25 protein-coding genes and 1 tRNA gene are annotated in these 25,092 nt (G+C 47.9%); 8 read left to right on the top strand and 18 right to left on the bottom strand.

The annotated features are described in order from the left end of the window. Nucleotides 1–49: 49 nt before the first annotated feature. On the bottom strand, nucleotides 50–922 hold the full coding sequence (gene hisG / locus MTBPR1_RS09915; RefSeq protein WP_069188851.1) for an ATP phosphoribosyltransferase: 873 nt from the start codon (nucleotides 920–922) through the stop codon (nucleotides 50–52). A gap of 35 nt (nucleotides 923–957) precedes the next feature. Then, nucleotides 958–1,845 carry a formylglycine-generating enzyme family protein gene (locus MTBPR1_RS09910; RefSeq protein WP_126465159.1) on the bottom strand — a complete coding sequence of 296 codons (888 nt, stop codon included), beginning with the start codon at nucleotides 1,843–1,845 and terminating at the stop codon, nucleotides 958–960. 92 nt (nucleotides 1,846–1,937) lie between these two features. Between MTBPR1_RS09910 and MTBPR1_RS09905 the strand changes: the two genes are divergently transcribed. Beyond that, complete coding sequence (locus MTBPR1_RS09905) at nucleotides 1,938–2,876, top strand: pseudouridine-5'-phosphate glycosidase (protein WP_069188849.1); 939 nt, start codon at nucleotides 1,938–1,940, stop codon at nucleotides 2,874–2,876. Here MTBPR1_RS09905 and MTBPR1_RS09900 read toward each other — a convergent pair. Beyond that, on the bottom strand, nucleotides 2,863–3,291 hold the full coding sequence (locus MTBPR1_RS09900) for a hypothetical protein (protein WP_126465157.1): 429 nt from the start codon (nucleotides 3,289–3,291) through the stop codon (nucleotides 2,863–2,865). The two genes, MTBPR1_RS09905 and MTBPR1_RS09900, sit on opposite strands and share 14 nt — an antisense overlap. A 94-nt stretch (nucleotides 3,292–3,385) precedes the next feature. On the opposite strand from MTBPR1_RS09900, the gene MTBPR1_RS09895 reads away from it, so the two are divergent. Continuing rightward, nucleotides 3,386–4,774, top strand: a complete 1,389-nt coding sequence (locus MTBPR1_RS09895; protein ID WP_069188847.1) for an MFS transporter — start codon at nucleotides 3,386–3,388, stop codon at nucleotides 4,772–4,774. A gap of 5 nt (nucleotides 4,775–4,779) precedes the next feature. On the opposite strand, the gene MTBPR1_RS09890 is transcribed toward MTBPR1_RS09895, so the two are convergent. From MTBPR1_RS09890 to rpmE, 4 genes are all read right to left on the bottom strand, one after another. Continuing rightward, nucleotides 4,780–5,925, bottom strand: a complete 1,146-nt coding sequence (locus MTBPR1_RS09890; protein WP_069189034.1) for a GMP reductase — start codon at nucleotides 5,923–5,925, stop codon at nucleotides 4,780–4,782. A 149-nt stretch (nucleotides 5,926–6,074) separates the two neighbouring features. Next, a complete protein-coding gene (locus MTBPR1_RS09885) occupies nucleotides 6,075–6,536 on the bottom strand; it encodes an Hsp20 family protein (protein ID WP_069189033.1) in 462 nt (153 codons plus the stop codon). 179 nt (nucleotides 6,537–6,715) lie between these two features. After that, a complete protein-coding gene (locus tag MTBPR1_RS09880) occupies nucleotides 6,716–7,972 on the bottom strand; it encodes a DUF2336 domain-containing protein (RefSeq protein ID WP_069189032.1) in 1,257 nt (418 codons plus the stop codon). A 182-nt stretch (nucleotides 7,973–8,154) separates the two neighbouring features. Continuing rightward, entirely contained in the window at nucleotides 8,155–8,376 is a 222-nt protein-coding gene (rpmE, locus tag MTBPR1_RS09875) for a 50S ribosomal protein L31 (RefSeq protein ID WP_069188846.1), read from the bottom strand. A 176-nt stretch (nucleotides 8,377–8,552) separates the two neighbouring features. Between rpmE and cyaY the strand changes: the two genes are divergently transcribed. Both cyaY and MTBPR1_RS09865 read left to right on the top strand, forming a co-directional pair. Next, nucleotides 8,553–8,876, top strand: a complete 324-nt coding sequence (gene cyaY / locus MTBPR1_RS09870) for an iron donor protein CyaY (protein WP_126465155.1) — start codon at nucleotides 8,553–8,555, stop codon at nucleotides 8,874–8,876. Continuing rightward, a complete protein-coding gene (locus tag MTBPR1_RS09865; protein WP_069188844.1) occupies nucleotides 8,873–9,874 on the top strand; it encodes an asparaginase in 1,002 nt (333 codons plus the stop codon). Before cyaY ends, MTBPR1_RS09865 begins: the two co-directional genes overlap by 4 nt. On the opposite strand, the gene MTBPR1_RS09860 is transcribed toward MTBPR1_RS09865, so the two are convergent. The 9 genes from MTBPR1_RS09860 to MTBPR1_RS18300 form a co-directional block, all read right to left on the bottom strand. Further along, a complete protein-coding gene (locus MTBPR1_RS09860) occupies nucleotides 9,871–11,067 on the bottom strand; it encodes an MFS transporter (RefSeq protein WP_069188843.1) in 1,197 nt (398 codons plus the stop codon). The two genes, MTBPR1_RS09865 and MTBPR1_RS09860, sit on opposite strands and share 4 nt — an antisense overlap. Nucleotides 11,068–11,164: 97 nt before the next feature. After that, nucleotides 11,165–12,337, bottom strand: a complete 1,173-nt coding sequence (locus tag MTBPR1_RS09855; protein ID WP_069188842.1) for a peptidoglycan -binding protein — start codon at nucleotides 12,335–12,337, stop codon at nucleotides 11,165–11,167. Between the two features lies 1 nt (nucleotide 12,338). Beyond that, nucleotides 12,339–13,478, bottom strand: a complete 1,140-nt coding sequence (locus MTBPR1_RS09850) for a flagellar motor protein MotA (protein ID WP_069188841.1) — start codon at nucleotides 13,476–13,478, stop codon at nucleotides 12,339–12,341. A gap of 34 nt (nucleotides 13,479–13,512) precedes the next feature. Next, nucleotides 13,513–14,646, bottom strand: coding sequence for an OmpA family protein (locus tag MTBPR1_RS09845; protein WP_069188840.1), 1,134 nt, complete (start codon nucleotides 14,644–14,646; stop codon nucleotides 13,513–13,515). Nucleotides 14,647–14,800: 154 nt separating this feature from the next. After that, the gene (locus tag MTBPR1_RS09840; protein ID WP_069189031.1) at nucleotides 14,801–15,604 is read right to left on the bottom strand and encodes an inositol monophosphatase family protein; all 804 of its coding nucleotides are present in this window, start codon (nucleotides 15,602–15,604) and stop codon (nucleotides 14,801–14,803) included. A gap of 134 nt (nucleotides 15,605–15,738) precedes the next feature. Continuing rightward, entirely contained in the window at nucleotides 15,739–16,842 is a 1,104-nt protein-coding gene (locus MTBPR1_RS09835; RefSeq protein ID WP_069188839.1) for a methyl-accepting chemotaxis protein, read from the bottom strand. Between the two features lie 213 nt (nucleotides 16,843–17,055). Then, complete coding sequence (gene mutT, locus MTBPR1_RS09830) at nucleotides 17,056–17,508, bottom strand: 8-oxo-dGTP diphosphatase MutT (protein ID WP_205631232.1); 453 nt, start codon at nucleotides 17,506–17,508, stop codon at nucleotides 17,056–17,058. Nucleotides 17,509–17,534: 26 nt separating this feature from the next. Then, nucleotides 17,535–18,770, bottom strand: coding sequence for a bifunctional glutamate N-acetyltransferase/amino-acid acetyltransferase ArgJ (gene argJ, locus MTBPR1_RS09825; protein WP_069188838.1), 1,236 nt, complete (start codon nucleotides 18,768–18,770; stop codon nucleotides 17,535–17,537). Nucleotides 18,771–18,854: 84 nt separating this feature from the next. Then, a complete protein-coding gene (locus MTBPR1_RS18300) occupies nucleotides 18,855–19,694 on the bottom strand; it encodes a foldase protein PrsA (protein WP_069188837.1) in 840 nt (279 codons plus the stop codon). A 198-nt stretch (nucleotides 19,695–19,892) separates the two neighbouring features. Here MTBPR1_RS18300 and secA point away from each other — a divergent pair, with 198 nt between their 5' ends. Continuing rightward, complete coding sequence (gene secA, locus MTBPR1_RS09815) at nucleotides 19,893–22,601, top strand: preprotein translocase subunit SecA (protein WP_069188836.1); 2,709 nt, start codon at nucleotides 19,893–19,895, stop codon at nucleotides 22,599–22,601. After that, entirely contained in the window at nucleotides 22,594–22,950 is a 357-nt protein-coding gene (locus tag MTBPR1_RS09810; RefSeq protein ID WP_069188835.1) for a c-type cytochrome, read from the top strand. The genes secA and MTBPR1_RS09810 overlap by 8 nt, the downstream gene beginning before the upstream one ends. Before the next feature lie 3 nt (nucleotides 22,951–22,953). Here the strand turns inward: MTBPR1_RS09810 and MTBPR1_RS09805 are convergent, their stop codons facing one another. Both MTBPR1_RS09805 and MTBPR1_RS09800 read right to left on the bottom strand, forming a co-directional pair. Beyond that, on the bottom strand, nucleotides 22,954–23,967 hold the full coding sequence (locus MTBPR1_RS09805) for an amino acid ABC transporter substrate-binding protein (protein ID WP_069188834.1): 1,014 nt from the start codon (nucleotides 23,965–23,967) through the stop codon (nucleotides 22,954–22,956). 97 nt (nucleotides 23,968–24,064) lie between these two features. Next, nucleotides 24,065–24,139: transfer RNA gene (locus MTBPR1_RS09800), tRNA-Thr, on the bottom strand. Nucleotides 24,140–24,257: 118 nt separating this feature from the next. Here MTBPR1_RS09800 and MTBPR1_RS18130 point away from each other — a divergent pair. Both MTBPR1_RS18130 and dcd read left to right on the top strand, forming a co-directional pair. Further along, nucleotides 24,258–24,416: a hypothetical protein gene (locus MTBPR1_RS18130; protein WP_165602653.1), complete on the top strand. Its 159-nt coding sequence runs from the start codon at nucleotides 24,258–24,260 to the stop codon at nucleotides 24,414–24,416. Between the two features lie 114 nt (nucleotides 24,417–24,530). Then, a complete protein-coding gene (gene dcd / locus MTBPR1_RS09795; protein WP_069188833.1) occupies nucleotides 24,531–25,085 on the top strand; it encodes a dCTP deaminase in 555 nt (184 codons plus the stop codon). Nucleotides 25,086–25,092: the final 7 nt, after the last annotated feature.

Below are 25,092 nucleotides of genomic sequence, written 5' to 3'. Positions count from 1 at the left end.
GTCTCGAAGACATAAAATGCCCCTCATAAAACCCTAATTTTTAAGAGGCTTAGCAGACTTTCAATAAAGGTAACTCCAAAATACCTTCGGCCCCTGCAGCTTTCAATTGTGGAATAAGATCACGTGTTTCTTTTTTATTCACAACTGTTTCAACAGCATGCCAGTTTTGGTCCGACAGCGCATTAACCGTTGGGGCATGTAAGCTTGGCAACATCTTGATAATTTCATCCAGATTGTTATCCGGCGCATTCATCTTCAACAAGACTTTATGGCGCGCAGATAAAGCGGCTTGCAACATCAAGGCAACCTGCTCAATCTTTGCCTTTTTCTGTGGGTCTTTTAAGGCTGCTTTATTGGCAATCAAGACCGTATGGGTCTGCATCAATTCTTCAACAATGCGTAGGCCATTGGCTTTAATGGTTGTGCCTGTTTCAGTGATTTCCACAACTGCATCCGCCAAACCTTGGATCACCTTGGCTTCTGTCGCGCCCCATGAAAACTCTACATCGGCTTTCACACCATTTTCAGCAAGGTAGCGTTTGGTAAAACCAACCAGCTCTGTTGCCACGCGCTTGCCATCAAGGTCTTTCACCGATTGAATGGGCGAGTCTTTATCCACAACCAACACCCAGCGTGCAGGCTTGTCTGACACTTTGGAATAAATCAGGTCAGAGACCACTTCCACATCAGAATTATTTTCCTGTACCCAATCAAGGCCGCATAAGCCCACATCAAGAACATCATCTTCGATATAGCGCGACATTTCTTGGGAACGCACAAGCGAACATTCGATATCGTCATCATCAATTACGGGGAAATAGTTACGCGCGCGTTTCTTGATGCTCCAACCGGCTTGTTCAAACAATTCAATGGTGGCGTCTTCCAAACTTCCCTTTGGAATGCCCAGTTTCAAAAAGGCCATGTCTTTCTCTTTCTTTTATTCAGTCGTAAAATTGATTAATTTTCGATTTCCTGCACAAGGCGAAAACCAATAAGAATATGTTTCATATCCGGGCGTCGATGGTGACGTGCTGCCGCGCGACAGACCCCACAGCCACGGTCATCCCATGCCCCGCCTTTAACCGTGATACGGCCCTTTTCGCCCGGTGTTGTTGTCCATTCATAGACCTGACCTGCCATATCAAGCACCCCAAATGGGCTGGCCCCACGGGGAAAAGACCCAACAGGCAATGTATCATGCGGGCCAAGGTCTGCTGTGTTGGCTTTTGCTGGATTAAAGCTATTGCCCCAAGGATACGCGCGCCCATCAAGACCGCGTGCGGCAAGTTCCCATTCGCGCTCTGTTGGTAAGCGCCAGTATTTACCCGTTTTTTGGCTCAGCCAGCGGGCATAGGCCTTGGCATCATCAAGATCAACCAGAACAACCGGATGATCATCGCGTCCTGCCCCATAGCCTTGTGGCCCCCATGCATATTTGCGTGTTACTTCAAAAGACTGATTTAAGCCGTAGCTTTCCCAATCCACCACATCCACATTGGGGGCTTCGCGGTGAGTTTCACGAATAAAAGCACCATATTGATAATTGGTAATGGGCGTGGTGGTGATAAAGAATTTGCGTGAACGCACCTGTTCGCGCGGTAATTCATACTCATACCATTTTTGCACACGCGTCACCCCAACCTTATAGGCATCTTCATCCATACGGTAAGCTGCTTCGCGCTCAGGGCCAGTTGAGCCCACATAATAGACCGAATTTGGAATATAGCTAAGCTGTGGCATTTCACGCAATTTAGAGACTTCTTGTGGTGTTGGCTGATACGCACATGCGCTTAACAGCAATCCACAAGCCCCTAAAAACAAACCTTTAAAATGTAACGAAATCATCAAACCCACCTTAGCGCCATAATTTGTTATAACATCCCTTAGGAATGCAATTGACGCAAGCTTAAATCACCATTGAAAGGCACAGAAAGCAGATGATCAAGCCAACGAGCCGCCGCATCACCATCAGCCAAGAAGTTCGAAATGCTTTTTCACAACGCCAAGGCGTTGTCGCCCTTGAAAGCACGGTGATCACCCATGGCTTGCCCTATCCTGATAATCTCGCCACCGCCCAAGCTCTTGAAGCCTGCGTGCGCGATGAAGGCGCGGTTGCGGCCACCATTGCGGTTTTGGAGGGGCAAATCCATGTAGGTTTAAGTGCTGAGCAATTAGAAAAACTGGCAAAAGACGAGCAAGCCTTAAAGCTGAGCCGACGCGACCTGCCTTTAGCCATGTCCATTCAAAAAAATGGCGGAACCACAGTTGCCACCACCATGATGATTGCCCATGAAGCAGATATACGCATCTTTGCCACAGGCGGCATTGGCGGGGTGCATCGCGGGGCTGAAAGCACATTTGATATCTCAGCAGACCTTGAAGAACTTGCCAACACCTCTGTCTGTGTGGTTTGTGCCGGGGCCAAGGCGGTGCTGGATATCCCCAAAACACTCGAAGTGCTGGAAACCAAGGGTGTGCCGACCATTTCTTATGGCTGTGATGAATTTCCTGCTTTTTATTATCGCAACAGCGGGCTTTCCCCCTCAGCGCGCCTTGATAAAGTCTCTGACATTGCGAATCTACTTATCCATAAATGGAATTTAGCCCGCTGGCCCGATGCGCTACACTTTAAAGGCGGCGTTCTCATTGCCAACCCCATTAAGCTTGAGGATGAATTTGCCAAAGAAGAGGTCGAAGGTCTGATCTCTCAGGCCTTAAGTGAAATGAGTGTCACCGGGCGAGACGTTACCCCTTACCTGCTGGCAAAACTTGGTGAATTAAGTGAGGGGCAAAGTAAAGCCAGCAATATTGCTTTACTTAAAAACAATGCAACATTGGCTGCACAAATTGCAAATGAGCTGGTTAAAAATTGCTGATTGGGCCTGTATCGGTTTTTAAGCCATCACCCAAAAGATAAAAATTCACCGCATCTGCGCCCAGTAAAATAATGGAAAGCACCACGATCACCATCATGCCCACAGGCAGTTTTTGCTTTTTCTCAATAGCTATTGCTTCTTCAAGGGCATGGGATTGGCCCGGCACCAAAATCTCCACATCGCCTTTTTCATGTGTTTCACTTTTCATCAGTGTTTTAAAATTATCACCGATCTTTGAAAAGCCACGATGGAGCACATTATATTCACTCATAAAGGGCATAAAAAGGGCTAGGAGCAAAAGGGCTGATGCGCCAAACCCCATATAAGGCGCATAGCCCCCAGATAAAGCATTCCCGATAAATAAGGAGGCGGCAACCATCAAGGCAAAGGAAAGGGCGAATAAAAACTGCATCATGTAATCTATTTTGTACGAACCTAGATTTAGCTTATCGTATGAATAAGAAGAAAAGAACCTTCTATTATAAATAGGATCGTTTAAAATCAATCGCATGACCCAATCTGTTGCCTCACCGCTTAAAAACCCCAGCTATCGAAACCTGTTTTTCGCACAGGTGACCTCTTTGCTGGGCACCGGGCTAACCACCATTGCCCTTGCATTATTGGCTTTTGACATGGCAGGTGAGGATGCCGGACAGGTTTTAGGAACCGCGCTTGCCATCAAGATGGTGGCTTATGTGTTTGTTGCGCCCATTGCAGGGGGCTTTGCCCATCTGCTGCCCAGAAAAGCCAGCTTATTTATTTTAGATGTGATCCGCGCCGGATTAATCCTGACCTTGCCGTTTTTAAGCACCCCTGTTGAATTATACGCGGTGATCTTTTTACTGAACGTTTGTTCAGCCTGTTTTACGCCGCTGTTTCAATCCACCATTCCCGATATTTTGCCCAATGAAGAGCGCTATACCAAGGCGCTGTCCTATTCCCGTCTGGCTTATGATCTGGAAAATATGCTTAGCCCAACGCTTGCGGCCCTGCTTTTGACCCTTTGGTCTTTTGACAGTCTCTTTATGCTCAATGGCGTGACCTTCATACTGTCAGCCCTTCTTGTGCTGATCACCACCTTACCCAAGGCAGAGATGGCTGAGCGCGAAAGCTCCATCTGGAAAAACGTTAGTTTTGGGATTAAGGCTTATCTAAAAACCCCACGCCTGCGCGGCCTTTTGGCCTTACATGGTGCGGTGGCCTGTGGTGGGGCCATGGTGATTGTCAATACGGTTGTCTATGTGCGCAGCCATTTAGGCCTTGGTGAAAGTGAAACCGCCTTTGTGATGATGGCCTCGGGTGCAGGCTCCATGATCATCGCGCTTATCTTGCCACGCCTGCTTAAAACATTACCTGATCGTCCCATGATGATCTTGGGCGGCAGTCTTATTGCCTCAGCCCTATTATGGGGGATGCTACTACCTAGCCTGACAGGGGTTTTAATCATCTGGTTCTTGCTTGGCGCGGGCTGGTCGCTCATTCAAACACCAGCAGCGCGGGTTGTTAACCGCTCAGCAAGCTCTGGGGATCGTGCCGCTTATTTTAGTGCCAATTTTGCGCTGTCTCATGGCGGCTGGTTTATGGGCTATGTGCTGGCAGGTTGGCTGGGGGCTACGCTTGGGCTTTCACAAACCTTTTCAATTCTTGCCTGCTGTGCCTCTCTCCTCACCCTTTGGGCCTTAAAGCTTTGGCCAACGAACGATCCAGTGGTGGTAGAACATACCCATGCAGCCCAACATCACGATCACCCGCATCACCATAATGATCATCACCATGAGCATGATCATGAAGGTTGGGAGGGGCCTGAACCCCATGTGCATGAGCATCGCCACAAAGAAGTGCGCCACGCCCACCCCTTTGTCATCGATGCCCATCACGTTAAATGGCCCCAGCGATAAACCGTTTAGCTTTTGCCAAAGACCTCGTTAATTTGCTGTGACACCATGACAAAAGTGGTGCGTTTTGACAGTTCTTTTAAGCTTTGTGCACCGACATAAGTGCAAGTGGAGCGCACCCCGCCAAGGATTTCCATGATCGTGCCTTCAACAGGGCCGCGATAGGGAATTTCCACGCGCTTACCTTCACTGGCGCGATATTTTGCCACGCCACCATAATGTTTGTTCATGGCTGTATCTGAAGACATGCCATAAAATTCGACATATTTTTCTTCCTTAACCACCTGCTTGTCATTTTCATCAAGCTCGTGAGTTAAAAAACGTCGCGTCTGCACCGTGCCTTCACTTTCGTCATGGCCCGCAAGCATCCCACCGAGCATGACAAAATCAGCACCCGCTGCAAAAGCTTTTGCCACATCACCTGCAACCGTACAGCCGCCATCCGCGCACACCAGCCCTTTTAAGCCATGGGCAGCATCTGCACATTCAATCACCGCTGAAAGTTGGGGAAAGCCCACCCCCGTCATTTTACGCGTGGTGCAAACAGACCCGGGGCCAATGCCCACTTTAACGATATCAGCACCTGATAGGATCAATTCTTCGGTCATTTCACCAGTGACAACATTGCCCGCCATAATGACCGTATTGGCATGTTTCTTTCTGATTTTCTCCACAATGCGGGCAAAACGCTCGCTATAGCCATTTGCCACATCCAGACAGATGAACACAGGCTCGCCTTCGGGGCGCATCTGAGCAATTTTCATCACCGCATCAAGCTTGTAACTGTCTTTTTCGGTAATGCCAAAAGAAAAGAAGGTGCTGTTCCATGCATTTAAACCGAGCTCAGGTTCAAGCGGGATATTTTCCGCCTCAACAGAACGTTGAGCCTTCACAAAAGCCTCATAATCTTCAAGGCCATAAAACTTATGTAGCGCTGTCATCGCACCCTGTTCTGCCAAGACTTTTGCCATTTTAAAGGTGCCAACCGTATCCATATTGGCGGCAATGATCGGCACGCCTTTCCAGACATAAGGCGCATGGGGAAAGCGAAACTCCCTGTTCATATCCACTTCTGAGCGTGAATGCAGGTAAGAACGTTTGGGTCTGATAAGAACATTTTTATAGTCTAGTTTGACTTCCGTATCGATACGCATTGGGCCAAGGGCTCCTTCATTGATAGCACCGATTTCAAACACTATCACCAAGCTGACCATATGGACAAGAAATAAAAAAATGGCGCACTGCCGGACAAGCAATGCGCCAAGTTACACTAGAAAGGAGGGGAGTTCAGCTGATACGGGCTTTATGCCGCATCTTTATTTTCCAGTGTTGGGGTTGTCTGTGTTGAAATTTCGATCTTTCGCGGCTTTAAGCTTTGGGGGATTTCGCGAACCAGATCGACGTTGAGCAAACCATTTTCCATACTGGCACCAACCACCTTTACATGGTCTGCCAGCTCAAAGCGGCGCTCAAACGCGCGACGCGCGATACCGCGATGGAGATATTCTTTACCTTCAGTCTCATCGGTTTTAGCAAGAGCTGCGATTTCAAGGCTGTTTTCATTGGCCGTAATCTCAATATCATCTTGTGCAAAACCTGCAACAGCCAGTGAGATACGATAAGAATCTTCACCTGAGACTTCAATATCATAAGGTGGATAGGCATTGGCTGCATGGTCTACACGCTGTGCGGTTTCAAGGGCGTGTTGAAGGCGATCAAAACCAACTGATGAACGCAATAAGGGTGTTAAGTCAAAAGTACGCATGTCCATATTCTCCATTGAGCAACATGGTTAAAAACAATGACCTTCCCATATTGGGCAAGGTCGGGTGCATATAGACAGGTGGTGTTTTAAGACCCGCTTTGCGGCATCTTTGCCAGCCTGCTTATGAAAGGAGAATTAGGCAGCCCTATTTTCAGGCGCAAGGGGCTGCATTCATTTTTTTAAGAGGTAAATAATTCCAGATGCCACGCTAGCTCATCTTCTGATAGTGGAAAATCACCGTCTTTATCGGCTTTTAAAATGTTCTTCACAGGAATTTTTGCCAGCTTGAACTGCAAGCTTTCACCAAGGTTTGGCGATAGGTCAGCCTTCCAGGCCAAGGCCATCATACCTTTCCCGCTTTGGGCAGAGACAATTTTCTTAACCGTTGAGGTTTTAACTTCAGCAAGAACAGCCAAACCAGCAGAAACATAAGGCCAGTTGGCTTCATCCATCCAGTCCATAATCTGCTCTTCATTGAGCTCACCTTTAGAGATCATCTCTCTGGCAATATCATAAGGGGAAATTTCAGCCTCGGCTTCCTCTTCTTCAGCCGCTTCCTCCCCGTCAATGCGTTTTGAGACTTCAACCTGAATAAGGGAAATCACCTCTGCAGGTAAATCTTTACGCTCAGCAAGAACGCTCAACAGGTTTTTCGCCAGATAATGCGCCATACGCTTGGCGGCTTTAGTGCTTAATTGCGGCCTTCTGACCAAAGGGGCGTGCCATGTTTGAATGTCTTGCGCCCGCTCAGCCAATAAATCCAAAGCATCTTCACGAATTTGTGCACTGTCATTGGCTAAAAGGTCCGCAATTGCACTTTCTTCATTGGTGGCAATCAACGCATCTGAAATAACCTCAGAAACACCACCACGCTTGGAAATCGCATTTAAGGCACCCTTGGCATGGCTTGAAGAAATGATCTGCAACAGATCATCATCACTTAAAACAGGGGAGAACTGCAACACAGGCCCTGCGACAACCACTTCCATATCTTTGGCAAGTTGCATGATCACGTCTGCTGGGGCATCCGCAACGTCTTTTAGGGTTTCAGCCAAAATCTGGCGCACAACGGTGGCTTGGTCGCGCGAAAGGACCATCAACGCATCATAAGTCAGTGATTTAATTTTATTGCGCTCTTCTGCACTCACATCAGGGGCAAGCTTGGCAATTTTCTCAGTCAGATCAAGGCGGACATTTTCATCTTGGTCGCGCGCAAGAAGAAGATCGGCTTGCCTTGGAGTCGTTGGGTTAAGCGCAATGCGTCTGCGCACCTCTTTTTCACTATCTTCAGCAAGGAAATAAAGAATTTCAGGGCGTAAATCACGACGCTCTGCCAACTGACAGCGAATTTCTATATTCCCATGGGAGGCAAGCTGCTGCATCTCTTCATAAGAGAGATCTGATTTTTCGACCAGTTGTGTATCTGTATTCTTCATATTATTCATCTGGAAATTTATACGCCACTTCTTAGAGTGTGCGCAAGATTTGGTCACTCTTCAACTAAAATTAAAGGCGATGGACCAAAATGATCCATCGCCTTTAAATAAATCGCTTAAATCCTAAGATTCAAGCATAGCATTCCCGACAAAAGAGGGTCGCAAATAAAATTGCGCGCGCCTTATTTGATGCCGAAGCCAGAGAAACGTTTGTTGAATTTCGCCAGTTGGCCCCCAGAATCGAGCAGACGGTGTACACCTGTCCAAGCTGGGTGAGATTTCGGATCGATGTCCAGTTTCATAACGTCACCTTCTTTGCCCCAAGTAGAGCGTGTTTCGAAAGTTGTACCGTCTGTCATTTGAACAGTAATTGTGTGGTATTCTGGGTGAATTTCTTTTTGCATTTTTTTCGTCTCAATCTTTATAGTCACACCAAAGGGGTGACATAGTTGTCGGGAAAACGAGGCGCCTATATAACCACAATGAAACGACTGTGCAAGGGCATTCTTTGCATTTTTGTGTAATTCACCTTGTGAGACAGGGGTGAGGTTGCTATATCCGATCAAAGACTTAAAGCATTATGGGATTTTTTGCGATGCCGCTTGATGAAAGCCAATACCACACACTTGCCGATGAACTGCTGGAAAAACTCTTTGATGAGCTTGATGAAGCCATTGGTGACGTTGCCGATATTGACCTGCAAGACGGGATTCTCAATATCGAATTTGACGCAGGCGGTGTCTATATCATCAATAAAAATGCCATCAATCGCGAGATTTGGATGGCGTCTCCTAAAAGCGGGGCGAGCCATTACGCCTATGTTGAAGGTGCATGGACAGGGACGCGCGACCAAGCTGACTTTCTTGCCCGCCTTGGCGATGAGCTAAAAGTCTCCCTGTCATGAACCCGGTGCTGGTCGAAGTCACCCGTGGTGATACGCTAGAAAGCCAACATCGTGGTGCTTTTTGTGTGTGCGACAATGCGGGCAACGTTATTCTCAGCCAAGGTGATATTGATCTGCCCATTTTTCCACGCTCCAGCATCAAGGCCATTCAAGCCCTTGCCATGATGGAATGTGGCGCAGCTGATGCTTTTGACTTTAGCGATGAAGAGATCGCCCTTTCTTGTGCATCACACGGTGGTGAAGTCCAACACACAGGCGTGGCGCAATCCATGCTCAATAAAATGGGCCTGACCAAAGAGCTCCTGCAATGCGGGTCTCACTGGCCCATGAATGAGGAAGCGGGGCGCTCCCTTGCCATGGAAGGTGAAACACCCAGCCCCCTTCATAACAACTGCTCAGGTAAACATTCAGGTTTTCTGGCCTATTTAAAACATATGAAGGTCACGCCAAAAGGCTACACCGAAATTGATCATCCTTTACAGCAAGCTATTAAAGCTGCCTTGGAAGAGGTCTGTGAGGTTAATCTGGATGATGCTCCCGTGGGGATTGATGGCTGCGATATCCCCACATGGGCGCTGCCGCTTAAAAACCTTGCATGGGGTTTTGCCAAATACGCCACACCGGAGCAATCTTTTTCAAATGAACGCGCCAGTGCGGTTAAACGCCTCACCCATGCGATTTTTGCCCACCCTTATATGGTGGCGGGTAAAGAGCGTTATGACACCACACTGATGACGGCCTTTAAGGGCAAAGTCTTTGTGAAAATCGGGGCTGAAGGGGTCTTTACCGCCTTTGTTCCTGAAAGAGGGCTTGGCATTGCGGTTAAATGCGATGATGGCGCCTTTAGAGGGGCAGAACATATCCTCACAGCCGTGCTGGAAGATTTAGGCGTGCTGAGCAAAGATGATTTCATCAAAGCAGGCGTTGAAGATCTTTATGCCACCCAGCTTAAAAACCGCAAGGGCAAAACGGTTGGTGAAGTCAGACGGGCTTATTAGTCTGTCGCTTCAACAGCCTTTGGTGCGCGTTTTGAGCTCAGCTTGACAAAGGCAACCACTGTAACGCCCAGCATGATCACCATACCGGCAAAATAAGGCGCATCACGCCCAAGCTGGGCAAAGAGCACACCGGCAAGGATCGGGCCAAGCACACGCGCCAGTGTGGCAGCAGAACGGCTTGCACCCATAACGCCACCGCGCTCTGTTTCATCAGCTTCCAGTGAAATCAGGCTATTAAGCGAAGGCGTTGATAAAGCAAAGCCAATGGCTAAAATCATAGTTGCACCTGCCAGCATGATGGTATTTTCACTCAGCGGGATCAGCCCTAAACCAAGGCCAAGGAATAACGTGCCTGCCACCACGAGCTTGCCTTCGCCAAATTTGCGCGATAGACGACCGATTAATCCACCTTGGATCATCGCACTCACCACCCCAAGAAAGGCAAAGAGATAGCCATTTTGCTCCGGCCCCCAGTTGAATTCACGCCGCGTCCACATGGCAAAGGTGGTTTCCATGCCCGCAAAGACAAAGGTGCAAACAAAGGAGAGGATAATCAACAGGCCCAAATGCGGGCGGGTCAATGTTTCAAAGAAAGATTTCCAATGTTTGCGTGGGCCTTGTGCAGCGATTTTGGCGCGCACTTCATCAGAAAGCGATTCTTTTAACTTCACCACCGCCACGATAAAGGCAATGGCTGATAAAACAGCCGCGCATAATGCAGGCAGCTGGAAGTTTGCATTTGCCGGATCATCGCCTGCTAAAATACCACCAATTGCCGGGCCCATAATAAAGCCCAAACCAAAGGCCGCACCGATCACCCCCATACCTTTGGCACGGTTTTCAGGGGTTGTGATATCGGCAATATAGGCAAATGCCGTGGCAATATTGCCTGCCATTAACCCATTAAAGGCACGCGCGATAAACAACATCATCAGACTTTCTGCAAAGCCAAGCCACACATAGGTGATGATGGAGCCTAAAAGTGAGAGTAACAAAACAGGACGACGCCCATAACGATCACTCAAACGCCCTAAAATCGGGGCTGAGATCAATTGCGTGATGGAATAGGTTGCGAGCAAAAGCGTGACAACATCGGGGGAGGCCTGAAAATGTTCACCAAAAAAGGGCAACAGCGGGATCACGATCCCAAAACCAACAAGGTCGATAAACACGACTAAGAATAAAACAAACATGCTGGCTAGGCCCCTTAATTAGAAACGTCTTTTCTATCTGAATGTGTACCTTATGCATAGCAATTTTGGCTGAATAAGGGCAAATCTCAAAAATTCTCTAACGTTGCGTTAGTTTCAACTCAATCCGGCGATTGCGTCGACGCGCAATTTCATCCACACGGTCATCAAGGGGCTGGAACTCACCAAAGCCTGTTGCTGCCAGACGATTTGCAGGGATACCCTGTTTAATCAGCTCTTTCACAACAGAAATAGCGCGTTGGGTTGAAAGCTCCCAGTTTGACGCGAATTTGGATGTGGCAATAGGGATATTATCTGTGTGACCATCCACCCGTAAAATCCACTCAATCTTGGAGGGGATTTTATGGGTAATGTCTTTTAAGGTGCGCGCTAATTGCTGAAGTTGGAACTGGCCTGCGGGTTCAAGAACGGCACGGCCTGAATTAAACAGAACTTCCGACTGAAAGACAAAACGGTCCCCCACAATGCGAATGCCTGATTGGTTGCCCAATACTTTGCGCAATTCCCCAAAGAATTCAGAGCGGTATTTTGAAAGCTCCTGCACCTTGGTGGCAAGGGCCGCATTTAGCCGTTTCCCAAGGGAGCGAATTTGCGTCTTTTGCTCTTTATTTAAAGCTTCAGAGCTCTCCAGCGTTTCTTGAATGGCCGCTAATTGTTCGCGCAAAGCTGCCAGTTGCTTGTTCATCAAGGCCTGTTGTGCCTTGGCACTCTCAGCCAGTTTGCGCTCTTCAATAATCTTGCCATCTTTACTTTCAAGCTTTGCGGCTTGTTCTTTCACCTGCTTGGTCAACTCATCGCGCAAAGCTTCTAAAGCCTCGGCATCATTTTGCAGCTTGGCAAGTTCAGCCAGCTTCATCTCGATGGTTTCTTTATCGGCTTCAATAATCTGAAATGCATCTTGGAGCTGGGTCTCAATACGACCATTTTCATCTTCAAGGGATTTCAGCCGTGCTGAAAAATCATCACGCATTTTAACTGAGGCTTGAAGCTCGCTTGAAAGGCCCGCCATGTTGGAGCGTAAATCCTTATTGGCCTTGCGCTCCAAGTTTAACAGCTCGGTCAATTCCCCCATATCGGTGCTGAGCTTTTCAAGGGTATTTTCACGCCCTGATAGGGTTTCACTTAAGAAAACTTGGGCCAAGACAAAGATCATCAACAAGAAGATGATCACCATCAACAAGGTCGCCAAGGCATCAACAAAGCCGGGCCAGATATTATCTTGATGAATGCGTCTGCGTCGCCCAAGCGCCATTTTATGCGTCCTTGGCTGCGATCGTGCGCGCTAACAGGCGGATTTCCTGCCTGATCTGGGAAACGGTTTCTTCACGCCCGCCTTGCATATCTTCAACAAGTCGCTGGGTATAAATATCAATATTGCGCAGATGGCCCTTGCTGGTGTCATCAAGGCCAGCCCCGCCCCCACCTGCCCCATGAGCAATTTTATCCAGCAAAGCTTTTTGCGCAAGTTGACCTTCCGCCAATTTCTGCATCAAAGCCTGTTCAGTGCGCATGGTGTCACTAAGCGTGCCCAGTTTAGAGGTCAATTCCATAAATTGTGAATTGGCAGCAGATTTGCTTTCTTCACTTTTGGTCATGGTGCGTTGCAGCTTATCAAGACTGTCAGCAGTTTGTTCCAACAAGGCCTGCACGTAAGCCGGAACCGATTGATCCCCACCCGCATCGGACAAAGCCCCGCTTGAAAGGCGTGTCTGGCTGGCAAGCCAGTCTTCAAGGTCCGTATAAAAACGGTTTTGTGATTGCCCCATCTGGAGATCAAGAAAACCTAAAACGAGCGAGCCCGCCAAACCAAAAAGGGAAGAACTAAAGGCCGTGCCCATGCCCTCAATCGGGGCTTCAAGGCCGCGTTTTAGCTCATTAAAGACAACACCAAGGTCCCCGCCCGACCCAATGGTCAGGTTACTAATCACATCCCCGACAGAGCTGACCGTACCAAGCAACCCCCAAAAGGTGCCCAATAGGCCAAGGAAAATCAGCAAGCCGATATTATAGCGAGACAGATCACGCTGTTCTTCAAGGCGCGTGGCAATGCCATCGAGCAAGGAACGTGTAGACAGGGCCGAAAGGGTAAATTCCCCTCCTTCGCGCTCACGCAACATGGTTGCCATAGGCGCAAGAAGATGGGGTTGGGTGCCTGAGCTTGTGGTTGGGCGATCAGATTTAAACTCTTCCAGCCAGCGCACTTCAGGGTTAAGCATGAAGACTTGGCGAAAACTGTTCATAATCCCGATGAGCAAAACACCAAGGATGAGACCATTTAAAGCCGGATTGGCAAAAAAAGCTTCCTGTAGCTGACCCAACAGCAAAAATGCCGCTGCCCCCACTGCAATAAGGAATAAAACCATCCGAAAAAGATATCGTTGGGGGCGGGTCATCTGCGGCTCCTGACCAATTTTTTATTTCGTGAGATTAGCGTGGTGTGAGTTGTACATCCACGCGGTCAAACGGCTCTTCTGTTGTTTTGTTACCCAAGGCGCGCACATCAATGCGTGTGCTACGAACACCCTGATTAATCAGGTAAGAACGCACAGCCAATGCCCGTGATAATGACAGGCGGCGTGCCTTACTGGCAGAAAGTTCTTCCCCACCGGCGTAAGCAAGCAACTGCACACGGTCATCCGGGTTTTTAGACAGGGTTGCAGCCATTTCTTTCAAATTGCTTTGCGCGCTCGCGGGCAATTTACTTTGACCAGATTGGAAAGATACCCGCACAGAAGATTCTGATTTTGGCGGTAGCGCTGCCGTTGCTGTTGGCTTAGGCGCTGCCTTCATTTTAGATTCAACCTTTTTAGGTTCAACCGCAGAAGGTGGCGGTGGTGGTGGTGCTTCGGCCATCACTGTTGCAGGTGCCGGAGCTGGTTCTGGCACAGCAGGTGCTTCAGCCTTTTTCTCCATCACTTTTGGCGCAGCAGGCATCACAGGCTCAGCTTTTGTCACTTCAACAGGTGTGGCCGGAGCCGCAACAGGCTTTGGTGGCTCAACCTTTACAACTTCTTTAACTGGTTCTGGTGCAGGGCTCGGGGCCACGACAGCTGGCTTTTCAACGACAACAGGTTTTGGTTCAACCTTCACCATTGGCTTAGGCGCTGCCTTGGCAACTTCAACTTTTCTTTCAACAGGTTTTGTTGGTGCAGGCGCAGGTTTAGTCAGCACAAGTGATTTATTGCGTTCACTTGGCAGGGTAGGTCTTGCTGCGGGCTGCACATCAGGTTTGCGCAACACAAGGCGTGATTTTGGCACTCCTTGTGGGGCATATCTGTGTTCATCCATCGCTGGGGCAGCTTGGCCCATGCTACGTGGCAAGCCATGTAGGGTCGAGCGCGGCATGGCAGCGGGCGGCATCTTAGCATAAGAAAAAGGACTGCTGCTTGGCGCTGCACGGCGAGATGGGTTTACCCCATTATCTTCCAATACACTTAGATCAACCATGACATTGTTATCATAATTCATCGCTGTTTGTGCCTGTGCAGATGCTGCAATAACGAGCCCGACACCAACAGATGTGCTCATAAGAACTTTACGAAAACCAGCCAGTTTACCCATCAACCAAAACCCCTTTGTGAAGGAGCGCTCCCATTACCTGTAGATTCAATTATCAAACAAGATACCCAAGCTTGGCCCGACAAACAACCATTGAAGATAAAAAAAAGACCCTAATCACAAAGATCAGGGTCTTTTTTAACAAATCTGGATTTTTTTATCCGCGTTTGCGCGCATCGCGGAAGGTCTTCAACATCAGGTTATGTTGAAATTCGTTACCCGCAACAACGTTGCCTGATTTTAGCATTTTCTGACGTGCATCAAATTCTGAAACAAAACCGCCTGCTTCTTTAACGATCAAAATACCAGCCGCAATATCCCACGTCTGGAGGCCTGTTTCCCAAAAACCGTCAAAACGACCAGCAGCCACAAAAGCCAAATCAAGTGAGGCCGCGCCCATACGACGCACGCCTGCAGAAACTTTCATGATGGCTTCAAGTTCATTGAGGAAACGACCGTGATCGCCACGACCGCGAAACGGAATACCTGTGGCGTAAATCGCATCTTCCATTGTGCGACGACCTGAGACACGCAGGCGGCGACCATTTAAAAAGGCGCCTTGAGCTTTTTCTGCCCAGTATTTTTCATCTGTAATCGGGTTATAGATCATGGCGGTAACAATCTCGCCATTTTCTTCCAACGCAATGGAAATGGCAAAATGCGGAATGCCGTGCAGGAAGTTTGTTGTGCCGTCTAACGGGTCGATGATCCAGCGTTTGGTCTCATCTTCGCCTTTGATCTCGCCACCTTCTTCAAGCAAAAAGCCAATTTCAGGGCGGGCCTTAGTCAGTTCTTTGACCAAGATTTTTTCTGTACGGGTGTCAGCTGTGCTTACAAAGTCAGCCGGACCTTTTCTTGAAACTTGCAGATTTTCCAATTCACCGAAATCGCGAACCAGACCGCGACCAGCCGCTTCAACAGCCTTCGCCATCACATTGATATTGGCAGAACGAACAGCCATGACATCACCGTATATATAATTCAAGGAGCAGGTTAAACTTGGACAGAATAAACCCCACCCAAGTGAAGGGCGCAGGTTTACTCTTTTCATCTACCCAATGCAAGGGGTTAATTCCCCCACCCCATCAGGAAAACTTAAAACAATTCGATTTCTTCTTCATCCTCAGATGCATCGGCATTTTCAGCCTGTGCTTCTTGTGCAACCCTTTCGGCCGCATACTCATCATATCGTCCCGAAAACGCATAATCAATGAAATGGCTTCTCTTCTCACCAATGTCCATTTCACGAGCAAGGGCGGCTACACGTTCCACCCCTTCATTTGCATTAAGGTGAGGTTCAATCACATTATAAGTGCCTGCTTGATAGCTATCGATAAGGCGCGAGCTCATTTCAAGCGCTGCCATAACCGTTGACATGGATTGCGTTGCGCGATCTTGGAACTGCATATCCTTGATGATCTGATTAATATTATCCGCAAAATGATGGGTTTCTTGGGCAGAAACATTTAACAACTGTTCCATGCTGGCATTCTTTTCCATCAAGCCGCTTGAAATTTTTTCCAGACGGTCTTTCACCAATAGGTTCTCCGTCATATCCATTGTCGTAAGCGCTTCCATGGAGGTTTGGCTCTTGGTCACACTTTCAAAAATCTGCCCCATTTTATTGTTAATGGAGGTGGAGATTTTATCAATGGATTGGGATAATAAGCGTACTTCGTTAGCCACCACGTTAAAGCCCCTGCCTGCTTCACCCGCACGTTGAGCCTCAATCTTCGCATTAATGGCAAGAAAATTGGTCTGCTTGGTAATATTTTGAATTTCATTCATATAGGAATGAATTTCATCAACATAGGTGCCAAGGTCCTGCAATGTATAAGACATGCTGATGCCGTGCTGGGAAAGCTGCAAAATTTTCTCAACCACAATGGACAGGTTTTTTTCAAGCGTTGAAAAAGCTTCTGAGATGGAGATTTCTTCTTCATCAATGGTAATCTTTGAAGAAGCATAAGCAAAATCTTCCATGCGTTTTGACTGGTTTTCCGCCAGACTATGCATTTCAATAAACTTACCCGTCATGCCCTGAACACTGGATTCAGACAAGTCTGTCACTTTTTGCAGTTCCTTACTCATGGCGAGTAAGGCTTTTTTCTGGGTTTCCCCAAGCGAGCACCACTGTTTTAACAGTTCCTGTGCGTCACTATCGTGGCTTAAATCAAGAGTATCATTCTTCGTTAACATGGCATTTCTACAGCTAAGTAAAACTATTTAGTTTATTATTTTTTGCAGACGCTAACACAATCGTTCCACAATTTCCAATAGAATGATCTCAATTTACATAAAATTTTAAGCTTTATTCAAAAGGCAAGAGTAATAATCATTCTAAATAAAAGCATACACCAAAGAAGAGAATATAAAAACTAAGCATTAATGCTTAGTTGAGAGACATTCTGCTTAGCCTAAAAAATCGCGCAACATGGCAATAAGAGGCACATCAGCACCGGGCATGCGCAAGTCGACCATTTTATGAGGATAAACCCATTTCAACTTCTGGCCTTCCTTGCCATGGGGTTCCCCCTTCCACACGCGGCATAAATAAAGCGGCATGAACAAGTGGAAATCCTCATAGGAATGAGAGGCAAAGGTAAAAGGGGCCAAGCAGCTTTCGGTGATATCAATGCCAAGCTCTTCATGAAGTTCGCGCACCAAGGTGACTTCTGGTGTTTCACCTGCTTCAACCTTGCCACCGGGAAATTCCCACAGGCCTGCCATGGATTTACCTTCAGGGCGCTCAGCCATCAAAACACGGCCATCTGCATCAACCATGGCAACAGCAGAGACAAACACAGTTCTCAAACCCGGTTTTGTCACCTGCAGGCCATAACAGCCCATATCTTCTGCATCCATTTTCACGACCCTTTTATTCAGATTTTTTAAGAGCGGTAATCCGCATTAATGGTGATATAGCCATGGGTGAGATCACAGGTCCACACGGTTGCTTCACCTGAGGCAATCCCCACATCGACCAGAACGTCAATTTCATCACCCTTCATATGGGCGGCAACCGGGGCTTCATCATAACCTTCCACGGCTTCCCCCTCACCTGCAATGAGAACCCCGCCAATGGAGATTTGCAGCTTATCACGATCAGCCTTTTCACCGGCCTTACCCACCGCCATGACGATGCGGCCCCAATTTGCATCTTCACCGGCAATGGCTGTTTTCACCAAAGGAGAATTAGCAATCGCCAACGCAATACGTTTGGCAGCCCCATCAGTTTCAGCCCCTTTAACCTTGATGCTGATAAACTTGGTCGCGCCTTCGCCATCGCGCACAATCTGTTGAGCCAGATCAATCATCAATGCCTCAAAGGCTTGCTTGAACTCACCCAAGTTTGCATCGCCAACACTGGTAATTTCGCCATTCCCCGCCTTGCCAGTGGCCGCCAATAAAACCGTATCACTGGTCGAGGTATCACTATCAACGGTGATGGCATTAAAGGATTTATCAGTTGCTTCTTTTAAAAGACCTTGCAGCACGTCCGGTGCGATAGCTGCATCCGTAAAGACAAAAGACAACATGGTCGCCATGTTCGGCGCAATCATGCCAGAGCCTTTGGCAATGCCGGAAATAGTCACCTCTACATCGCCAATTTTGACTTTTTTTGAGCCTGCTTTGGCATAGGTATCGGTCGTCATGATCGCTTTGGCGGCATCTTCAAAGCTTGCGGTGCCAAGCATGCCCTTCATCTCAGCCAAAGCCCCGGTGATTTTAGCATCGGGCAACGCTTCCCCAATCACCCCTGTTGAGGCGGTGAAAATCTCGCCTTCTTCACAGCCAAAGATATCAGCAGAAGCCTTGACGATATTTTCAACCGAGGCAATGCCTTTTTTTCCGTTAAAAGCATTGGCATTGCCTGAATTAACGATCATGCAACGCGCACGCCCCTTACCAGATACCAAAGCCTCACGACACGCATCAACCGGGGCAGAGGCAGTTAAAGACTGAGTAAAGACACCCGCAATGGCGCTGCCTTGGGCAAGCTCAGCAACCATCAGGTCCGTGCGTCCTTCATATTTCACCCCAACACCGCGCGTGGCAAAACGCACACCTTTAACAGGGTCAACGTCAGGGAACTTTTCAGGGGCCAAAGGGGAAATATCAGTCATGTCGTCTCATCCAGAAAAAAACTGAGCCCCTGCATCAACAGGAGCTCATAATCCCCTGCCTTTTAAAGACAGGAAAAATAAATTTTATTTATCTTCTTTAATCTCTTTACCGTTTTCATCAAACAGTTTGATTTTTGCTTTTTTGCGCAACTCAGCCACATAAGCCGTCACCGCATCATTGGCAATTTTACCTTTGATCTGCTCTTCAGCTTCTTCCAGTTTTGGTGCTTCTGATTTGCGGAATTCTTCAACCTTGATCACGTGATAGCCAAAGTTTGTTTTTACAGGTTCTGTGGAAAACTCCCCTGCTTTCATAGCAAAGGCCGCCTTTTCAAATTCCGGCACCATCATGCCTTGACCAAAGAAACCAAGGTCACCACCATTGGGGCCAGAAGGACCCGTTGATTTTGTTTTGGCAAGTTCTACAAAATCCGCACCACCTTTAAGCTCCTTAATCAGGGCTTCGGCTTCTTCTTGTGTTTTCACAAGGATATGACGTGCATGAACTTCCTTTTTCGGCTCAAAGCCTTTGATCATTTCGTCATAAGCTGCCTTAACGGCTTTATCCGTCATTTTAGCTTCCGCAAATTTGGTCAGGAATTCACGCTGAAGTACATGTTCTTCAATGCCCATCATGCGTTTTTTGAAATTATCTGTTTTATGAACACCTTGCATGCGCGCAGCAGCAGCCACAAGTTTGCGATCCGCAATTGAATTAACCAAAATTCCCTGGATCATTTCCAATGGCATAGCTTGGGCCTGACCGCCCATGGATTTTTGCGCTTCAACCAGCTCTGAATAAAAGATGTTGGCACCGTTTACGGTTGCAACCACACGGTCTTCTTTATGGTTATCAGCATATGCGGGAAGAGAAAGAGCAAGAACGCCAGCTAGAGCGAGGCCACGAAATGTTGTTTTCAACATGGAAATTGATCCCTTGAACAGGTGTTATTAAAATTCATCTACAGGCATAATGCACATCTATTTAAAGTCGTCCAGAAATTAAAGGTAACAGCACTGTAACAGCTATGTACAATTGACAGATGGGGCGAACCATTCTATCTCTGTCCGGTTCGTAAATTATTTACGATCAGATATACTATTTTTACTCAGGGGATTTCCATGTTTGGCGCTATTGCCCGCAAGCTTTTCGGCACTGCTAACGAACGCTATATTAAAGGTCTACAAAAAGACGTTGATGCCATCAATGCTTTAGAAGCAGACGTCGAGCCTTTAAGCGACGATGAATTACGCGCGCGCACAGATTGGTTGCGCAAACGTATTGCTGATGGTGAAACCCTTGATGATGTGCTGGTGGATGCTTTTGCAACCGTGCGCGAAGCCGCAAAACGATCTTTAGGACAGCGCCATTACGATGTGCAGCTTCTTGGTGGGATTGTTCTGCACCGCGGACAAATTGCCGAAATGGCAACAGGTGAAGGTAAAACCCTTGTTGCCACACTCGCTGCCTACCTCAATGCCCTTGATGGTAAGGGTGTGCATGTGGTGACCGTCAACGACTATCTGGCAAAACGCGATAGTGACTGGATGGGCAAGGTCTTTACCTTCCTTGGCATGACGACTTCCTGCATCTTAAATGAAATGGATGATGTCCAGCGCCAAGAAGCTTATGCCTGTGACATTACATATGCGACCAACAACGAGCTTGGGTTTGATTATCTGCGCGATAACATGAAATTCAGCCTTGAAACCATGGTGCAACGCCCCTTCAACTTCGCCGTGGTCGATGAGGTCGATTCCATCCTAATCGATGAAGCCCGTACACCATTGATTATTTCCGGCCCCTCTGATGATAGCTCAGAGCTTTATGGTGTTGTGGACAGCATCATCCCGCATCTGTCAGAAGATGATTATGAGAGAGACGAGAAAGTTAAATCCGTTGCCCTTTCTGAAAAAGGTATGGAAACAGCAGAAGTCTTGCTGCGCGATGCGGGCTTGTTAGAATCCGGTGGTCTTTACGACCTTTCCAACGTTTCTTTGCTTCACCATGTAAACTCAGCCCTGCGCGCCCACCATATTTTCACCAATGGGGTGGATTATCTGGTGAAAGACGGCAAGGTCATGATCGTTGATGAATTCACAGGTCGTGTGATGGAAGGACGTCGTTATTCAGACGGTCTGCATCAAGCCCTTGAAGCCAAGGAAAAGGTCGCCGTTCAACAAGAAAACCAGACGTTAGCCTCGGTTACTTTCCAGAACTACTTCCGCCTCTATCCAAAACTATCGGGCATGACGGGTACAGCCATGACCGAAGCGGGCGAATTTGCAGAAATTTATAAGCTTGAAGTTGTCGACATGCCGACCAACCGCATTTTGGCCCGTAAAGATTATGACGATGAAGTGTATCGCAGCCGTGGTGAAAAAATTAACGCCATCCTTGAGCAGATCATCGAATGTCATGAGCGCAAGCAGCCGATCCTTGTCGGGACAGTTTCTATTGAGCAATCAGAAGAAATTTCAGCTGCACTAAAGAAAAAGAAAGTTAAACACGAAGTCCTCAACGCCAAACAGCATGAGCGTGAAGCCTATATCGTGGCCCAAGCCGGTGTGCCCGGTGCGGTAACAATCGCCACCAACATGGCGGGTCGTGGTACCGATATCCAGCTTGGCGGTAACTTGGACATGCGCATTAAAACAGAATTGGGCGAAAACCCATCTGAAGATAAGATCGTAAAAATCCAAGAAGAAATTGCCAAAGACAAAAAGGTTGCACTGGATGCAGGTGGTCTCTTCATGCTTGGTACTGAGCGCCATGAAAGTCGCCGTATTGATAACCAACTGCGCGGCCGTTCTGGTCGTCAAGGTGATGTGGGTGCCTCTAAATTCTTCCTCTCACTAGAAGATGACTTGATGCGCATCTTTGGTTCAGAGCGTATGGACAGCATGTTGACCAAACTGGGCCTTGAAGATGGCGAAGCCATTGTTCACCCTTGGATCAACAAAGCCCTTGAAAAAGCCCAGCAGAAAGTTGAGGGGCGCAACTTCGACATGCGTAAGCAATTGTTGAAGTTTGACGATGTGATGAATGATCAGCGTAAAGTGATCTTTGAACAGCGTCGTGAAATGATGTCCACCGATGATGTTTCTGAACATATCCAAGACATGCGCCATGAAGTGATCGATGATATTGTCGATAAATGTATCCCTGAAAAAGCTTATGCTGAACAATGGGATACGGACAGCCTGCATGAAGAAATTTTGCGCGTCTTTAACATGGACCTACCGCTTAAAGACTGGGCAAAAGAAGAAGGCGTTGCCAACGAAGAAATTCGCGAACGCATTTTGGATGAAACAGACCGTAAAATGGCGGCTAAGGTTGCCAATTACGGCGAAGACGTCTGGCGTTCTGTTGAAAAATCCGTTTTGTTGCAACTGCTGGATACCATCTGGAAAGAACACCTACTTGCCCTTGACCATTTGCGTCAAGGCATTGGCCTGCGTGCTTATGCCCAGCGCGATCCTCTTAACGAATATAAGGCCGAAGCCTTCAACCTGTTTGAAGAGATGATCTCCATCCTGCGCGATCGTGTCATCACGCTTTTGGCCCATGTTGAACTGCAAGTCGGGTCTGCTGATGAAGAGCTGGAAGCCTTTAACCAGCATGCAGACCAAGAAATGACTGAAAGCCGCCAAGACCCGGCCTTAGCCGCCGATCAAGGTGACAGCCCAGAATATGGCGCTGCGACGGTGCGTTCTAACAAACCAGCAGACCATATTGACCCGAACGACCAAGATACATGGGGCAAGGTCTCACGCAACGCACCTTGTCCTTGCGGGTCAGGTAAAAAGTTCAAACACTGCCATGGTTAAGCTAAGCCGCTTTGCCCTCATTTGTGGCCTTATGATGTGCGCTTCCTCACCAAGTGAAGCGCATGGTCATATTGAAGAAGGTGAAGAACTGTTTGAACAACATTGTGCGACCTGTCATGGCGTTGATGGGGATGGCAATGGTGAGGCGGGCCAAGACCTTATGCCACCGCCTGCCAACCTTTTAGACGCCATGCAAAAGCGTATTGTCTCAGATGAATATCTCATGTGGACGATCCGTGAAGGCGGGCGCAATGTCCATACCGACATGCCCTCTTTTGAAGAGCGCGACACCATTGGTGAGGCCGAGGCCAAAAAGATCATCCGTTATATGTGGCACGCGTTTAAATAACGCTTACCTGATTGGCATGGCATACATCAGCCCGCCCTCATGCCACAGGGCATTTAAGCCACGTTCCATCTTTAACGCGCTGGCCTGACCAAGGTTGCGCTCAAAAAACTCACCATAATTCCCCAATACACGGATCACATTGGCAAGCCATTCTTCCTCAAGGCGCAAGGGTTTGCCAAGCCCGCTATTCTGCCCCAACATAAAGCGCACCACACGGCTATTGGTCTGCTTCATGTCATCCACATTGGCTTGTGTAATGCCGCGCTCTTCTGCCTCAATCAGCCCATAGACCAGCCATTTCACAATATCATACCATTCCCCATCATCATCGCGCACCACAGGGCCAAGCGGTTCTTTAGACAAGGTGGTTTTTAAAAACTTATAATCTTGTGGATTAGGTGCACTGATGGACACAATTGCAGTCAGCGCTGATTGATCTGCCGCATAAAGGTCGCACTGACCGGAAAAGAAAAAGTTATTCAACCCTTCGCGCGAATTAAACATCTTAATCTTAACGTCTTTTTTGGTCTTTTCCACATATTCACGCACGGTTTCCAAGGTAGTTGTGCCCGCAGCCACACAGACAGTCCCTTTTTTCACCGCATCAAGCCTGTCCACCCCAATTGATTTATGCACAAGCATGCCCAATTGATCGTAAAAAGTCACACCGGGATAATCAAGCCCAAGGGAGCTATCGCGCGTAAAAGTCCAGGTGGTGGAGCGCAACAAAACATCAATTTGCTTTTGTTGAAGGGCTGTAAAACGGGTCTGGGCATTTAAAGGGATAAATTGCGCTTTTAAAGGATCATTAAAAACCGCGACCGCCAAGGCCCGACAATAATCCACCTCAAAACCTTGCCATTTTCCCATTTCATTCAGATAAGCAAAGCCAAAATGCTGCTCATCAACCCCACATGTCACATGCCCGCGCTCACGAATGTCATCAAGGGTTGAAGCTTGAACCTGAACCAAAGCCCCTGTTAAAAACAAAGAGATAACCAGCAAAAGAAAACGCATCAAACTCACCCTAAACAAAACAGAGCCCAACCTTAGCCTGTTTTATCCCATGAATCAAAAACAAAGCCCCAAGGCGTTAACCTTGAGGCTTTGATAATGGTGCTGATGAGAAGGATTGAACTTCCGACCTCTCCCTTACCAAGGGAGTGCTCTACCACTGAGCTACATCAGCATATGTGACATTTGTGTGGGCGGGCTTATCGCATAGGCAGGTGTTGGGTTCAAGTTCTTTTTTCATCTGGGCATAGTTTTGCTTGAGCGTTTTTGCACAATCGGGTACCTAAAGGGCCATGGAAAAAAGTAAACCCACATTGACCAAAGGTCGCGAAGTTGAACAGCAGGTGAAAAAAGACCGTCTTGCTGAAGCTTTACGGGCCAATTTGCGCAAGCGTAAATCCCAATCAAGGGTGCGCAAAAGCGAGTCTGACGAGCCACAGACAGATAAATAGCCTCCCCAAGCAAGAGAGCTGGTTTTTACCCACATTTCTTCCCTTGTGAGTCCGGCGCGTTTGCTTTAAAAAGTCCTGTGAAATTTCAAACTCATCAATGCAGGAAATCCCAGCATGGCTGTTCTTCCCGATAAGTGGATCCGCGAACGTGCGCTCAAAGACGGTATGATTGAACCGTTCGTTGACGGTCTTAACCGTGACGGCGTGATTTCTTATGGTCTGTCTTCCTACGGTTATGATGCCCGCGTGGCCAGTGACTTTAAAATCTTCTCTAATGTAGATTCTGCGGTTGTGGACCCGAAAAACTTTGATGACGAGTGTTTTGTCACGCGTGATCAAGATTGTGTCATCATCCCGCCCAACAGCTTTGCCCTTGCCCATACGGTGGAATATTTTCGCATTCCGCGCGACACCTTGGTCATCTGCCTTGGGAAATCGACCTATGCGCGCTGTGGCATCATTGTGAATGTCACCCCGCTTGAGCCAGAATGGGAAGGTCATGTGACGTTGGAATTTTCCAACACCACGCCGCTGCCTGCCAAAATTTACGCCAATGAAGGCGCATGCCAGTTCATCTTTTTAAAAGCCGACGAGATTTGTGAAACTTCCTATGCCGATCGCAAAGGGAAGTACCAGGGTCAACGCGGCGTTACATTGCCCAAACTATAAGGATACC

This window comes from Candidatus Terasakiella magnetica (assembly GCF_900093605.1).
In the GTDB taxonomy this organism is placed as follows: Bacteria; Pseudomonadota; Alphaproteobacteria; order Rhodospirillales; family Terasakiellaceae; genus Terasakiella; species Terasakiella magnetica.
The sequence above is the reverse complement of the archived record's forward strand: the minus strand, read 5'-3'. Positions and strand labels throughout refer to the sequence as shown.